Origin of the sequence: Celeribacter halophilus, assembly GCF_900114135.1 — a bacterium.
GTDB classification, from domain to species: domain Bacteria; phylum Pseudomonadota; class Alphaproteobacteria; order Rhodobacterales; family Rhodobacteraceae; genus Celeribacter; species Celeribacter halophilus.
Map to the genome: position 1 here is coordinate 22,566 of NZ_FORY01000003.1, position 13,904 is coordinate 36,469.

12 protein-coding genes are annotated in these 13,904 nt (G+C 60.2%); 2 read left to right on the forward strand and 10 right to left on the reverse strand.

All coding sequences use genetic code 11. The features are described from left to right. Positions 1-3 precede the first annotated feature (3 nt). Both BM152_RS03285 and BM152_RS03290 read right to left on the reverse strand, forming a co-directional pair. Entirely contained in the window at positions 4-528 is a 525-nt protein-coding gene (locus tag BM152_RS03285; RefSeq protein ID WP_231730527.1) for a sugar O-acetyltransferase, read from the reverse strand. A 17-nt stretch (positions 529-545) separates the two neighbouring features. Next, positions 546-3,002 carry a penicillin acylase family protein gene (locus BM152_RS03290; protein ID WP_066603852.1) on the reverse strand — a complete coding sequence of 819 codons (2,457 nt, stop codon included), beginning with the start codon at positions 3,000-3,002 and terminating at the stop codon, positions 546-548. Positions 3,003-3,105: 103 nt separating this feature from the next. Here BM152_RS03290 and BM152_RS03295 point away from each other — a divergent pair, with 103 nt between their 5' ends. After that, positions 3,106-3,978: an NAD(P)-dependent oxidoreductase gene (locus BM152_RS03295; RefSeq protein ID WP_066603857.1), complete on the forward strand. Its 873-nt coding sequence runs from the start codon at positions 3,106-3,108 to the stop codon at positions 3,976-3,978. Positions 3,979-4,074: 96 nt separating this feature from the next. Here BM152_RS03295 and BM152_RS03300 read toward each other — a convergent pair whose 3' ends face one another. Genes BM152_RS03300 through BM152_RS03335 form a run of 8 tightly spaced genes read right to left on the reverse strand, consistent with a single transcriptional unit; the run spans position 4,075 to position 12,921 of the window. Continuing rightward, the gene (locus tag BM152_RS03300; protein ID WP_066603861.1) at positions 4,075-4,872 is read right to left on the reverse strand and encodes a hypothetical protein; all 798 of its coding nucleotides are present in this window, start codon (positions 4,870-4,872) and stop codon (positions 4,075-4,077) included. Then, complete coding sequence (locus BM152_RS03305) at positions 4,869-6,221, reverse strand: DUF3131 domain-containing protein (RefSeq protein WP_066603863.1); 1,353 nt, start codon at positions 6,219-6,221, stop codon at positions 4,869-4,871. The genes BM152_RS03300 and BM152_RS03305 overlap by 4 nt, the downstream gene beginning before the upstream one ends. Then, the gene (locus BM152_RS03310; protein ID WP_066603864.1) at positions 6,218-8,062 is read right to left on the reverse strand and encodes a glycosyltransferase family 2 protein; all 1,845 of its coding nucleotides are present in this window, start codon (positions 8,060-8,062) and stop codon (positions 6,218-6,220) included. The genes BM152_RS03305 and BM152_RS03310 overlap by 4 nt, the downstream gene beginning before the upstream one ends. Next, a complete protein-coding gene (locus tag BM152_RS03315; RefSeq protein WP_066603865.1) occupies positions 8,059-9,207 on the reverse strand; it encodes an acyltransferase in 1,149 nt (382 codons plus the stop codon). The genes BM152_RS03310 and BM152_RS03315 overlap by 4 nt, the downstream gene beginning before the upstream one ends. Before the next feature lie 2 nt (positions 9,208-9,209). Then, positions 9,210-10,931, reverse strand: a complete 1,722-nt coding sequence (locus BM152_RS03320) for a DUF3131 domain-containing protein (RefSeq protein WP_082715373.1) — start codon at positions 10,929-10,931, stop codon at positions 9,210-9,212. 54 nt (positions 10,932-10,985) lie between these two features. Beyond that, positions 10,986-11,378 carry an ATP-binding protein gene (locus BM152_RS03325; RefSeq protein ID WP_066603866.1) on the reverse strand — a complete coding sequence of 131 codons (393 nt, stop codon included), beginning with the start codon at positions 11,376-11,378 and terminating at the stop codon, positions 10,986-10,988. A 17-nt stretch (positions 11,379-11,395) separates the two neighbouring features. Next, on the reverse strand, positions 11,396-11,740 hold the full coding sequence (locus BM152_RS03330; RefSeq protein ID WP_066603868.1) for an STAS domain-containing protein: 345 nt from the start codon (positions 11,738-11,740) through the stop codon (positions 11,396-11,398). Next, positions 11,737-12,921, reverse strand: a complete 1,185-nt coding sequence (locus tag BM152_RS03335) for a PP2C family protein-serine/threonine phosphatase (protein ID WP_066603872.1) — start codon at positions 12,919-12,921, stop codon at positions 11,737-11,739. The genes BM152_RS03330 and BM152_RS03335 overlap by 4 nt, the downstream gene beginning before the upstream one ends. Positions 12,922-13,360: 439 nt before the next feature. Here BM152_RS03335 and BM152_RS03340 point away from each other — a divergent pair, with 439 nt between their 5' ends. Further along, entirely contained in the window at positions 13,361-13,903 is a 543-nt protein-coding gene (locus tag BM152_RS03340; protein WP_066603875.1) for a heme NO-binding domain-containing protein, read from the forward strand. Position 13,904 lies beyond the last annotated feature (1 nt).

Genomic DNA, 13,904 nt, shown 5'->3' on the forward strand with positions numbered 1-13,904 from the left:
GCGTTAGATCGCCCGCGCAGGATTGCCTGCGACCCGCGCTCCGGCGGGAACGTCTTTCGTGACAACCGCGCCCGCGCCGACAATCGCGCCATCGCCCACCGTCACGCCGGGCAAGAGGATCGCCCCGCCGCCGATCCAGACATCCGCCCCGATGGTGACGGGCAGGGCGCGTTCGATCAACTGGCCGCGCAGCTTGGGATCACGGTGGTGGTCGGCGCAGTAGATCTGTGTGCGCGGACCGATCATGCTGTGCGCGCCGATCTCCACCCGCGCACTGTCCAGCACCACACAGCCGACATTGAGAAACGCCTCCTCGCCCAGATGGAGGTTTTCGCCATAGAGCAGATGAAATTGCCCCTCGATCCGTGCGCTGTCCGGCGCGGTGCCCAGCAGGGCTCTGAGGGTCGGATGAATGTCGCCGCGCTTTGAGGGCAGGGCGCTATTGTGCAGATGCACGGCGTCGAAGACCTTCATCCGCTGCGCGTCAATCTCGGGGTCCATGGAACAATACCAGTCTCCCGCACGCATTTTGTCCCGTTCCGATCTCATTGCGGCAACAGATGCGTGATGCCCACGCCCGCCGCACGCGCCAGTTCCGGATCAAGGCTCATCGGCACATATTCTCCGCGCCGCCACAGCTCACCCAGATCGTCGTAATGGCGCGACAGCGGGTGGCCGGACTGGCCGGTGGCGATGATAAAGACCGAACTGTCAGGGTCTGCGAAATCATAGACCCCGCGATAGGCGGCACCGTGGACATTGACGAAAGGATCGTCGGGATCGCCGGAGGTCACGCCGCGCATCAGTGTGTTGTCGCCGCCGGAGGTCGATTGACGGATGTTCACCACCCATTTGAGGAAGGGCACATTGCCCAGAACCGGATGGTCGTGATGGGCCATATGCGCATCCCCCCAGCGTAGCGATTCAAGGTTGCTCGAATAATGCTCATCGATCCACAACAAAGCATCGTCGAGAGACAGACGTGCGATGTCGGTGCAGGTCTCTACCGGAGCGGACTGGATCACGTCACACCATGCGGACGCGCCGTCGATGTCACGGTAGACACGCTCAATGAACAGCGGATCGACATGGGTGAAGGCATGGGCCAGAGGGCCGATCTCGTCGCGGATGAGCCGGTCCTGAAGCGCGCGCATCCATGCGTAATAGATCAGAGGTTCCGGCAGGTGTTCGTTCATCTCGCCATTCCACTCGGCCAGAAGCTCCAGCGCGCGCTGGCGCTGGCGTTCGGGCGTGCCTTCGGGCGCAGCCTCTCCGGTGAACCACAGATCGGCCCCGACCAGCGGCAAAAGCGTGCGGGCCGAAGGGGAGACCACATCGTTTTGCACTTCGATGAAACTGTCGCGGGTATGGACCTCGCGCATTTGCATCAGGCGTTGCCAGCGCTGCACCCGCTGCGTGTCACCCCAATGGTAGGACAGATGGTCGGGGAAGGGGGCGTCCACCGTCTTGTTGTTGGTGTTGCCAATAATCCCGTCGCGCCCTGCGGTGAACAGGGGCAGATCGTTGAAATCACGCCAGCCCTGCCAGCGGTTCGTCTCCAGCCAGCCGGGGGAGGGAATCCGCCCCTTGGACTGGTGGCGTGCATCGCGCAGCGGCGCGCGCCCGATCACTTTCATCTGCACTCGGTCGGGATCGGCCATAGCAAGGTTGAGCGCAGGGGCAGCAAAGTCGCGGGCCGCCGCCATGGCTTCGCTCAGGGTGCGGGCATGGTTGAGCGCCACGGCAGAGGACATGGAGCGGTCATCGGACACTAAAGCGGTCCACGCCACGGAGACCAGATGGCCGGACGGTGTGATCGTGTCGACATCAAAGGCGGTGGCCGGCAGGATCGGCCCGTTCTCGGACCATTGCAGGGTCAGGGTCTGCGGCGGTGCGCCCTTGATCTGTACAATCGAGGGGCGGGTCTGAAGCGGTTTGTATCCTTCCGGTGTGAGCACTTCGTTTGGCGCGTCGGGATTCTGCTTTTCGATATAGAGATCGGCGTCATCGAGATAGGCCGCCGTGATGCCCCAGCCAAAGCGTTCGTGCCGTCCCGAAATGATGGCGGGAATGCCCGGCACGGAGGCCCCGATCACGCCGCCGGTCGAAAGCTCCAGTCGCGCCAGATACCATGCGCCGGGGGCGGAGAAATTCAGATGCGGGTCATTGGCCAGAAGCGTCGCGCCTGTGGCCGAGCGTTCGGGACCGGCGGCCCAGACATTCGACGCGCCTGCCAGCCCCGCTTCGGGAAAGGGCGACATGGCATATTGCGTGCCGGATGCGGGCTTGCCCGGCTGTGCTTCGGGAAACAGTTCGGCATAGGAGGGTAGAACGCCCAGACCTGTGCCCGGCGCGTCCGGCATGAGATCCTTGAGCCGGTCTTGCGGCAGGAGCAGGGAAGCCTGCGCGCGCAACACCTCGTTAGGGATCTGGTCGGAAAGCTGCACCGCCACCAGTTTCAGGATCGCGATGGAATCGGCGGGCTGCCAATAGGCGATTTCGGAGGGGAAGAGAAAGAATTCCGGTGCACCACGTCCCAATGCGCCTTCGTTCACCTCGGCAATCCATGCGTTGACGCCGCGGGCATAGGCCTCCAGCGCGGCGGTGGCCTTGGGGGTCTGGACCCGTGCGGAGGCTTTCGCCGCCTCGTAAAGCCCCAGCCTGCGCATCAGCTCGTCGGTCTTGAGCGTGCGCTCGCCGAATATCTCGGAGAGCCGCCCCTGTGCCGTCCGGCGCAGAAGCATCATCTGGAAGAGCCGGTCCTGCGCATGGGCAAAGCCCAGCCCGTAATAGACATCCTCGTCGCTCTCGCCGAAGATATGCGGCACATTGGCGTTGTCGCGGGCGATTTCCACCGGCGCGGCAATGCCATCGACCTCGTAATCGGCGTTGTAATCGGGCAGCGAGCGGGCGGCGAGCCAATAGGTCAGCCAGATCGCGAGGACGGTGAGCAGAACGAGACCTGAGACGATCTTGAGCAGCAACGAAAAGATGCGGGCCATATGGGGCGACCTGTAAGGCTTGTGCGTGAATAGCGGTTGACGGTGCAGCGCGAGCAGCTACCGTTTGCGTCGTTAAACCACATCGACGCGCGAGGGAAAAGCCATGGCGAAAACTGCATTCTTGGGTCTGGGGGTCATGGGCTATCCGATGGCAGGACATCTGGTGGCACAAGGACATGAGGTGACGGTCTACAACCGCACCACGGCGAAGGCGGAAAAATGGGCCGCGGAGCATGACGGAGCCTTTGCTCCAACGCCGAAAGAGGCCGCAGAGGGCTGTGATTTCGTGATGTCCTGTGTCGGCAATGACGACGATTTGCGCTCGGTCTGTCTTGGACCGGAGGGTGCTTTTGCCGGTATGAAGCCCGGCGCGGTGTTTGTCGATCACACAACTGTGTCCGCAAAAGTCACCCGCGAACTGGCCGCGATCGCCGCAGAGGCCGGAATCGGCTATGTCGATGCGCCCGTCTCAGGCGGTCAGGCGGGGGCCGAGAACGGTGTGCTGTCGGTGATGTGCGGCGGCTCGGAGGCGGATTTCGCCAAGGCGGAGCCGATGATGGCGGCCTATGGCAAGATCGTCAAACGTCTGGGCGAGGTCGGCATGGGCCAGACCGCCAAGATGTGCAACCAGATCTGTATCGCGGGGCTGGTTCAAGGGCTGTCCGAGGCGCTTTTGCTGGCGGAGAATTCCGGCCTTGATGGCGAGGCGCTCGTCGATGTGATTTCCGGCGGTGCGGCGGGCAGTTGGCAGATGGTCAACCGCCACAAGACCATGCTGGCGGGAGAATATGAACACGGGTTCGCCGTGGACTGGATGCGCAAGGATCTTGCGATTTGTCTGGAAGCCGGTGAGGAAACCGGCACGCCTTTGCCGGTCACGGCTCTGGTTGATCAGTTTTACAAGGATGTGCAGACCATGGGCGGCGGGCGTTGGGATACGTCGAGCCTGATGGCGCGGTTGAAAGCTTTTATGTGAGTATTTCCGGCACAAAGGAGCAGGCGCGCCGCGTGGCGTGTCTGTGTTCTGTCTGCTGGTCTGACGTGACCCTGTGCCTGACGTTTTGGCAGGCGGTTATTGGCAGAGCAGGTTGTCGAGGGCTGTGATGGCCTCTGCCGTGTCCATGTCGGCGCTTTGCGCTCCGAAGAGGTTTTGCAGGGCTGTGCGGGTCCTGCGTCCGGGGATGCCGTCCAGCGGGCCGGGGTTTTCTCCGGCCTCAACGAGCAGACGTTGCAGGGTGATGCCGGGGGCCCCTTCGGGGATCGCGGCGAGCCCGCAGGGGGCTGTGTCCTCCGCGGGCACTGGCGCAACTGGCGCGGTTTCCTCGGTGATTTGAGCGGTTGGCTCTGGTGCGACGGTGTCCGGAGTGATGGTATCTATCGAAAGCGGGGCTTGCGGCGCAGGTGTCGGGCTTTCCGGCGGGATATCCTGCACCAAGGCGGGCACGGTGCCATCCGGTGGCGGGGCTGTGCCGTCCGGCTCGGACGCCAGAAGCTGTTGTGCGGCATCGCCACCGAGCAGGCAGGCCTCCAGCAAGTCTGCTGTATCGAGCGCTGCCTGAGGTGCGGTGCCGGTGACGGATTTCTGGCATGTGCCCGCGTCACACAGGACGGTGATCTCCCAGTCGGAACTGGACGCGCTCGGGCTGAGCGCGGCCTCGCCATTGGCGTAGATGCGATAGAAGAAATTCCGCACCGTGCCTTCCTGCCATATGCCGGGGTAGGTCGGGCTGGGAATGTCCACATGGCGGGTTTCCACCGCTGTGGCACCGGGAAGCGGAATGTCGAACCCTGCGCCCACGCAGGTCTGTGCAAAGGCAGGCAGAGCAGGCAGGGCGCAGGCGATCAGAGAGAGGGTGAGCGTCTTTTTCATTGTGCGGCCCGTATCAGCGGCCCATGGGCGCGGAAGGCCAGAGCGGCGAGGACTACGGCATTGGTGTTGGTGGTCACAGAGCCGTTCGTGGATCCGTCGGCCTCGTAGAGACCTTCGGGCCAGCCGCGCTCCGGATCGCCAAGAGGTGCGAGTTCGGCGACAAGCTCTTTTGCGTAATCCGTGCCAAAGAGCGCATACCATGCGAATGCGGTTTTGACGGTGACGGTGCGTTTGCTGTCGAGGCGTTCGCCGCGAAATGTCATCACAGCCCAAGGTGCGCCGCCGCCCCAGACGGAAGAATAGACGAAATAGGGCGCTTCATCGAGGTGGGATTCGCTCACGGCTGTCCAGACGCCGGTCTCGCGGTAGCGGGCCTCTTGCGCTTTGTAGATTGCGGTGGCGAAGCGGTGCGAACGAGCGTCGAAGCCGAATTCCAGCCCATCGAACACATAGGGTTCGCTGACGGTGAAGGCGGGGGTGACATTGCGGTGCAGACGGTCATCGACGGGAATGGGTTGCCCCATAACCACCTTGACCATCAGATGCGCCTCCGCGTCATAGGCGCGATACATGTCGAACCCCATGAGCATCATGGCTTTGGCCCCGTATTGACCATAGCCCACGCGGCCTTCCTGATCGCGGCGCAATTTGCCGTCGGCCATGTTGCCGCCGATCAACTGGCCGTCTTCGACCATTTGTGACAGGTCCCAATGCGCCAGAATCGCACTGACCTGCGGGGCAAGATCGGGGTAGTGCAGGGTGATCTGGTCGAGCGTGCCAACCAGCCGCGCGATGTCCAGCGCCGACCAGCCCAAGCCGCGTTCAACGGGTTTGTTCGTGTAATCCACCAACTCGCCGGTTTCGACATTGTAAGCCTTATTCGGCAGGATGTCGTCAAACAGACGCATGGCGGTGAGCGTGTCCAGCGCCAGAGAAATCCGCGCTTTCGCCTCGTCCTCAGAGATGATGTCCAGCAGATCTGCGGCGATCACGGCCACGAAATAGGACCCCGTTTCCCACATGGTGGTCGAGGGATATTGATCCGCCGAATTGACCAGACCTGTTTCGGGGTGGGTGTTGTTCTCGAAATAACGCCACGCGATTTGCGCATAGGCCAGATCCTCGTCGGAGCTTTCGCCCACAACGGCCAGCGGCAGCGGCGTGACCTCGTCGAAGGCGGTCATGGGAGAGACAGCGGGGATCGTCTCGGCAGAAGCGTCTACTTGGGCCACGTCTTGTTTCTCCGGCATGAGGTTTTCGAGACCTATGACGATTAGGAGGCCGCAGGCAAGGGCCACCAGAAAGATGATATGGCTGCGGGCCTTGATCAGGTTTTCACGGAAACTCATGCTGTTTTCGCCTCCTCAGATGCGCCGGAGCTTTCGGCGGGACGCCAGATCGCGGCGGCAATAATGCCCCACATGGCAATGCAATTGTTCAATCCCCAAAGGATATTGGCCACCACGCCGCTCGGAGAGTGATCGGTGCCGCCAATGACGAGCGCGCCGACGGCCCAGATCGCGCCTGCGAGCGTGAGCACAAGCACAGAGAGTTGCGGACGGACAAGCGCGAGGAAATTGCCGGACTGGCGGGTTTTGGGGGTGACTTTGAATGTGACTTTCTCGCCGCGCATGATGGTCCAGATCGCCTTGAGCCCCAGCGGGAAAAAGGCGAGGTAGCTGGCCTTGGCCGGATAGCCGTCTATGCCCCAAGCCCCCACCATCATCGCCAGTTCCAGCGTCACCAGAAACGGGATCAGGTGCAGGAAGAATTCCGAGGAATAAGCCGAGACAGGCGAGATGCCGGTGAGAAGATAGAGGATCGGTGCGAACAGGAAGATGACGTTCCACAGCGGGGCGAGATAGGAATAGAAAGTCGTCGCATACATCAAACGCTGCGGCAGGGTCAGACCTTTGCGGAACAGCGGATTGTCATGCACGAGGATGTCGAGACTGCCACCGGCATATTTGAAACGCTGCACTGTCCATGTCAGAAGATCCTGCGGCGAGAGCATCTTGCTTTCGACAATCGGGTGCATCTTGGATTTCCAGCCACGCTCACGGTCCGAATGGAGCACGATGGAGGTGTAGATGTCTTCGGAGACGTGGAATTTGTAAGGGGTGAGCACCTCTGTCGCGGCGGCTTCGGTCTTGATGGCCTGCATCAATTCGGGAGAGACCTCGCGCTCTTTGCTCGACACGGTGACGGTTTCTTCCACCGCCCATGTCCGTTTCTCGACGTTGGCTCCGAAACTGCGCAGCGCGGCTTCCATCACGGCCTCGCGGCGGTGGATGGAGCCCGCGCCACAGCAAAACGACGCATTGGCCCAGTTCCGGCGGCGCTGGATGATGTCGTAGAACATCTTTGGATCGTTCACGAAGGGATCATGGCCGACCACCACCGGCCCGATCACTTTCTCCACGCCATGTCCGATCTTCTCGCCCTTTTCGCCGAACTTCTGCGCGAGCTTGTCGGGGAGAGGTTCGCCCTCTGGCAGGTCGTAGAACCATTGCGGAGTCTGCACCCATGCCATTTTCGGATCACGGAAATAGCCCAGCGTATGTTCCAGAAGCGTCGGGAAAGGGCGTGTGTCCGCGTCGCAGATGACAAGGAAATCACCGTGGGTCTCTTCCATCGCGTGGCGCAGGTTGCCCGCTTTGAAGCCCTCGTTGGTGGTGCGCGAGATGTAGTTGGCACCTTCCTCCTCGGTGACGCGCCGCATCTCGGGGCGGCGCCCGTCATCAAGAATGTGGATGCGTATGTCGATGGGATGCGGATAGGTCATGCGCTTGGCGTCCTGAATGCCGAGACGGACCAGTTCAGGGTCTTCGTCATAGGTGGCAAACATCACATCGACAGAAATAGGACGGTCATGTTCGGGATGATCCGGCGCGACATCTCCCAGAACTGCGGGCGGGGTCTCGATCCGGATCGGATCGTCTTTCCACAGGTTGAAGACGAAGAGCAGCATCCCGATATAGGCGCAGGTCTCCGCGATGGCCAATGGCACGGCAAACCACATGGCGTCGGGGTTCAGAGAACCGGTCCAGCGCCACCAGATATACCAGCCGCCAATGACCAGCGCGAGAACAGCGAGGAATTGCCAGAGGCTCTCGCGTGTGGCGCTATAGGGCAGGGGTGGCGGTGGTGTCCGGTCCTCGAATTTCAGGAAATAGTCGTCCTTGATCATGCGCCGGCCCCTTTCGCCTTGCGGGCGTCCCACGGGGTTGGTCCCAAGCCGATGGTCCATGCCAGCGCGCCCACTTTCGACAGGCCGAGCGAGACGAGGAACGCGCCGGGCAGGGCAAGGGCAAAGCGGCACAGCACCAGCACCGTCGGAGACATGTGGCCGGAGAGGCCGGTTTTGAACAGGGCAATGTCGATCAGGTCGATGACCGCCGGATGGACAAGGTAAACACCGAAGGAAAACTTCGCGAGTTTGGACCAGACCGGAGACCAGTCAAGGAACTGCCCGCCCATGAAGACGAGAAAGACGCAGATCGGCATGAGGAAATGGCCGTAGAAATCCCATCCCTCGCGCACGCCCCATGCGCCGTTTTGCACCGCATAGGCAAAGAACGGGATGGTGGCGACATAGGCGAGGATGGCGAAATAAAAGCCGCCACGGCGCAACAGGCGGGATTCTCCGCGCGGGACGCCGTCTTTCCAGATGCCATAGAGTGCGAAGGCAGCCAGCCCGTAGCCGACATAGCCGAGGATTTTTAGCGCGCGGATAAGATAGTCACGCAGCGCCGGATCGAGATCGAGCCCCCAGACGAAGGCTTGGGTGTTGTTCATGATCCCCAAGGTGATGACCAGAGACAGCCCCAAGAGCGGATAGCGGGTCGCCCCGCGCATGAACGGATAGAACAGGAAAAGTGCAAAGAGCGTCGGCAGGAAGTGCATATGATATTGCACCTTGCCCAAAAGGAAATATCCGGCCCAGTTTTTCACATCGGTGATCTGGTCCCACATATAGGGCGCATAGTTGAAGGCATCGGCCTTGATCAGCCGGAAAAAGGCGTAAAACACCACCCAGAAGACAAAGGGGATCAACAGGCGCTTGGCCTGCATCCCGATGGCGCTGGAATAGCTGGGCAGTTTGCGGTCCACCCGCATTGCCATGAGAAACAGCGAGAACAGAAAGAACATCTCCGAGCCGGAAAACTCCCCCAGAGAGCGCAGAAGGACGGGAACGAGCCGTTCGGAGGGGTCAACACCGGCAAAGGGCTGGCCCGAAAAATCGGTGGTGGAATGGATCAGCACAACACCGATCGCGGCAAAGACGCGATTGGCATCGAACCAGACTAGTCTGGGCTTCCCGCTGGCCGCCATTGTTATTCACTCCCCGGCTTGGGGCAGACATTGCCCAGAACCTTGCGCGGGGTCGGGGCGGGCAGGTTGTGTTCTTCGGGGCGGCAATCCGTGGCGGCGGTCTCGCCATTGGTCGGCACGGGGCGGCAATAGCGGAACTCGTCGAGCGGGATCACGGGATCAAGCTGCGTCGGGTTCTCGCAGGCACAACAGGGCACAACCTCTTCCATCATGCGTGGATGGCATTTGTTGTCCCGAATGTCGGTGCCGGAATAGGCCGTTTCCCAGTATTGCGTGGCCTCGTTGACCTGTTGCAGGATCGGCCCCTCGACCTTGTAGAGCAGCGCGGCGAGGATGATGCCGTTGTTGTTGGAGGATTGCAGCGGGATGAAGCCGTTGCCGTTTTCATAGAGACCTTCGTAGAAACCGGCCTCAGGATCGTAGAGATCGGCGACGCTTTCAAACAGGATATCGGTGTAATCGGTCTCCCAAAGTGCCCAGAGCCCGATGGCGGCCTTGGCGGCGATGGCGGCACGGTCGGGTTGGAATTCCCCTGTCGGGTCCAGCGTGTTCCACGGGTAGCCGTCTGCGAAGATGCTGTCATAGACAAAATAGGGCTTGCCGTTGACCTGATGCTCGGAACGCGCGGTGATGATGCCGGTTTGTTCGTAGCGGCGCTGCTGCACGAGGTAGATCCGGTTGGCAAATTCCGCCCGCCAGCCGTGGCTCGCCGTCATCCCGTCATGGGATTTGTCCGTTGGCAGGTCCCAGCCCATCTCAAGCCCGTCGAGGATATAGCCCTCGGTCAGCACATAGTTCTGGTTCTTGAAAATCCGCGGATCACGCCCGTCATAGGGCACTTTCACATCGTAAATCGTGGTGTATTTCAACGGTTCGGGAGACATGGAGCGGTCCACGTCAAAGCCCCAGAGCGCAAAGCCCTTGGCGGCGTATTCCTCATAGCCGAGGCGGCCTTCCTGCACATATTGGGTGGAGCCGTCGCCGCGTTTGAATGCGCCGAACATCCGCCCGTCGTCGCTGACGAGGTTACAGAAGTTCCAGCGCATCGGCACGTTGTCCACGCTGTTGGCCAGATAGGGGTAACGCTCCTTGAGGATACGCAGCCACACCAGCATCCGCCCGATATCAAGCGCGGACATGCCGACCTCGCCGGCCTCGTTGGCGTAGTTCACCTTTTCACCGGTTTCCGTGTTGTAAACCTTGTTGGGGGCCTCGCCCTGATACAGGTTCAGATTGCGCAGGGTGTTGAGAAGTTTGGTGGCGCGGGTGTCGAATGTGCGCTTGTCGATGAGGCACAATTCCCGCGCGGCGACCAGAGCGCTGATATAGGAGGCCGTGTCCCACAGGGTGGTCGAGGGGTAGGACCCCACCGCGTTTACTAGCCCCGTTTCCGGCTGGAAGCGTTTCTCGAAATAGGACCATGCGATCCGTGCCATCTTGTATTCGCGCTCGGACAACTCGCCGTTGCGCCCGAAATGGGGTTTGGACATGGTGTCGCTGTCATGTTCGCAACGCGCAGTGCTCATATCGTCAAATTCGATATGCAGCGGCGCCTCCGAGCGGATTGTCACGCTGTTATATTCGGTGCCATTGATGGAAATATTGTCAATGGTCATGCTGCGGGGCAGGGTGCTGCCCTCTTCTTGCGCCAAGGCGACCACCGGTGTGATTGCCACGAGACCCGAGACGATGCCCGCCCGTGCGGAATTCATAAAATTGCTCATGGTGCTTACTCGTTCAGGTGTTGGGACGCGAGGTCCGGTATCGTTTTGCATGGCCTATCCCCGCGCTTTAAAAGTCAGTTTCAAACGGTTTCCTTCCGGCGCAGGCCCGTAGTCGACCTGATCGGCACATTCGAGGATCAACCCGAGGCCGCGCCCGTTTTCCGCCAGCGCGTCGATCTCGTCGAGCGCGCGTGCCTTGTCCCGAATGTCAAAGGCCACAGCGCCCTTCGGGTCGAAAATCTCCGTACTCAAGCTCTCGGCCTCGTGCCGGATTTTCACCGTGATCGGCGCGGATTTGTCTGTCGTTTCTGCATGTAAAACCAGATTGGCCAGAGCCTCGCTCAGGCAGATGTCGAAACGGAACAGAGCCTCGCCGCTCAATGCGCCGTCGACATGCGACTTTAACGTCAAGACCATCGGATCAATGGCCTCGATCTGGTTTGGCATATGAAACGACATCTCCGTCACGAGGCTTCGTTCATCGCCTGCACGGCGGCTGCGGAGTCACTGTAGCTTTTGAACACGCGGTCCATGCGGCAGATTTTGAACATTTGTTGCACGTCGTCATTCAGCCCGCAGACCACGAGGTCCCCCCTGTGGCCGATCTTCTTCAAAAGGCCGGTCAGCGCGCCCAGACCCGAGGAGTCGAGAAAGGAGACATCCTTGAAGTCGATCACAAGCTGGCTTGCACCTTCGGTGATCAGGGTGATGACCTCGTCCTTGAACGCCTTGGCATTTACGGCGGTTAGCCGTTCGACGCCGGGGCGGACAATAAGGATGTCTGTGTCTGTTGTGTCGGTGAATATCATTGGGTCTGTTTCCTTCTCAAAGCCAGCACTGTCAGATCGTCCTCAAGTGCATGGCCTTCGCGCCATGTGTGGAGCTGTTCCGCGATGATTTCGGGAATCTTGCAAATATCGGTGAGGTGGTTTTCGCCGACCAAGGCGTTCAGACGGTCCTTGCCAAAGGGCTCTCCCTGCGGGGTTTCCGCCTCGGTCGCGGCATCGGAACACAAGACGAGCACATCGCCTTCGTCAAAGGTCATCGCGTCGTTGTCATAGGTGAAATGGTCAAACATCCCGACCGGAAACCCGCCTTCTCCAACAAGGCGCGCGGTTCCGTCCGAGGCGACATAGGTCGGGGACGGGTAGCCTGCCTGACAATATTCCATATGGCCGGTGTCTGTATCGATCACGGCACAGAACATGGTGAAATAGTCGTCATTATCGGCGGCGCTGAACCGTGTGTTCAGATTGGCGACAAGGGCTGCGGGATCGGGCGCGCCGCTGGCGTCAAACGCGGTATTGGTGAAAAACTCCGGCGTGATGAGATGGCCGATGGCGACCGAGAGCAAAGAGGCATGAATGCCATGCCCTGACACATCAACCGCATAGACACCGAGCTTGTTCTCCGTCAGGGACAGGCAGCCGAACATATCGCCGGACACGACCGCAGAGGGTTCAAACACCGATGCGATGGAGATGCCTTGCATGCTACGGCGAATGTCGGGGAGAAGCTGGCGCTGGGCGTCTGCGGCGGCTTTCATATCCTTCTGGATGCGGTCATTGGCCTCTTTGAGGATGCGGTGCTGTTCGGCCTGATCCCATGCGTGGCGCGCCAGACGGGAAGCCACACGGATGCGGGCCTTCAGGCGGGTCGGGTCGTCGCCCTTTGTCATGAAATCGTCGACACCGGCCTCCAGCGCGTCTTCGCTGGCTTTCTTGTGGCTGCCGCCGGTGAGCATGATGATATGAACATAGTGGCCCAGTTCGGCCTCGCGCACGGCGCGGGTCAGTTCGATGCCGTTCATTTCCGGCATTTGCAAATCGGTGATGAGAATCTGGGCCTTGCTGGACTTGAGCAGATCCAGAGCGCCCTTTCCGTCTTCTGCGGGCAGGACGTTGTAGCCCAGATGTTTGAGCACTTGGGTCAAATAGGATCTCTGGATGAAATCGTCTTCGGCGATGACAATGTCTAACGGGTCAATCATCCGGCGCTCCCCTGCTCAATGGCCGATGAGATGCGTCCGGCCAAATCGATACAGAGCGGGTATCGGGTATGCAGTCCGACAGGACAGTGGGCCGAGATCATATAGCATCCTTCTTCCATATGCGGCATTAAACCTTAGGTTGAGTATAGCCGTGATTCCTCGTCGAAACCATTTATTCATGCCAAGGCGGCAACAATATGGCGGAGTGGTGCTTTCTGGGCACGACATGGCAACGGTATGATTGTGACGGGAAAAGCGGGCAGTTTCAGGGTGGTAAGTGCAGTTTCGCCCCTGCGTCCAAAACTTCATGATGAAGATTGTCCTTGTCTGCGCACATGAATTGGGCATGACTTGTAGGCAATGGATGTGTAGCTTGATCCAGAGTTTAAGCGCTTTGAGCCCTTGAGCGTATAGCTAGTAGCAAGCAGCGGGGAGCGCGATGAAAGGCACGATTTTTGTAGAACTGGTCAAGATGGCCGAAGGCGCCTTTGGCGAGGATGTCGTCGATGATGTGCTGGACAAGGCCGACCTGGACAATGGCGGGGCGTTCACCACAGTGGGCAACTATCCCTGTTCCGAACTGGTCAAGATTGTTGTCGCCTTTAGCGAGCATTCCGGTCTGAGCCCGGAAGTGTTGCAAAAGATGTTCGGGCACTGGATGCTCACGCATTTCGTCGAGAACTACCCCGAGTTTTTCAACAGCAAGGCGGACGCGTTTTCCCTTCTCGAGTCCATCGAGGGAGAGATCCATGTGGAGGTCCGCAAGCTCTACCCCGACGCGGAATTGCCGACCTTCGAGACCGAACGTAAAGATGCCACGCATCTGAACATGACCTATGAATCGCCCCGACCTTTGAGCGCCTTTTGCCACGGTATGATCGAAGCCGCGCTTGAGTATTTCGACCAGACTGGCGAGATCACAAGTCAGGCCGATCCGGTCAATGCACAGGTCACGAATTTTGCTATCACCTTGGCTGAATAGG

Bases quoted from the DNA above. Each gene is read 5' to 3' on its own strand.
- BM152_RS03305 (WP_066603863.1), bottom strand. From the start codon at position 6,221: ATGAGTTTCCGTGAAAACCTGATCAAGGCCCGCAGCCATATCATCTTT.
- BM152_RS03325 (WP_066603866.1), bottom strand. From the start codon at position 11,378: ATGCCAAACCAGATCGAGGCCATTGATCCGATGGTCTTGACGTTAAAG.
- BM152_RS03295 (WP_066603857.1), top strand. From the start codon at position 3,106: ATGGCGAAAACTGCATTCTTGGGTCTGGGGGTCATGGGCTATCCGATG.
- BM152_RS03335 (WP_066603872.1), bottom strand. From the start codon at position 12,921: ATGATTGACCCGTTAGACATTGTCATCGCCGAAGACGATTTCATCCAG.
- BM152_RS03315 (WP_066603865.1), bottom strand. From the start codon at position 9,207: ATGGCGGCCAGCGGGAAGCCCAGACTAGTCTGGTTCGATGCCAATCGC.
- BM152_RS03285 (WP_231730527.1), bottom strand. From the start codon at position 528: ATGCGTGCGGGAGACTGGTATTGTTCCATGGACCCCGAGATTGACGCG.
- BM152_RS03320 (WP_082715373.1), bottom strand. From the start codon at position 10,931: ATGAGCAATTTTATGAATTCCGCACGGGCGGGCATCGTCTCGGGTCTC.
- BM152_RS03300 (WP_066603861.1), bottom strand. From the start codon at position 4,872: ATGAAAAAGACGCTCACCCTCTCTCTGATCGCCTGCGCCCTGCCTGCT.
- BM152_RS03310 (WP_066603864.1), bottom strand. From the start codon at position 8,062: ATGATCAAGGACGACTATTTCCTGAAATTCGAGGACCGGACACCACCG.
- BM152_RS03290 (WP_066603852.1), bottom strand. From the start codon at position 3,002: ATGGCCCGCATCTTTTCGTTGCTGCTCAAGATCGTCTCAGGTCTCGTT.
- BM152_RS03340 (WP_066603875.1), top strand. From the start codon at position 13,361: ATGAAAGGCACGATTTTTGTAGAACTGGTCAAGATGGCCGAAGGCGCC.
- BM152_RS03330 (WP_066603868.1), bottom strand. From the start codon at position 11,740: ATGATATTCACCGACACAACAGACACAGACATCCTTATTGTCCGCCCC.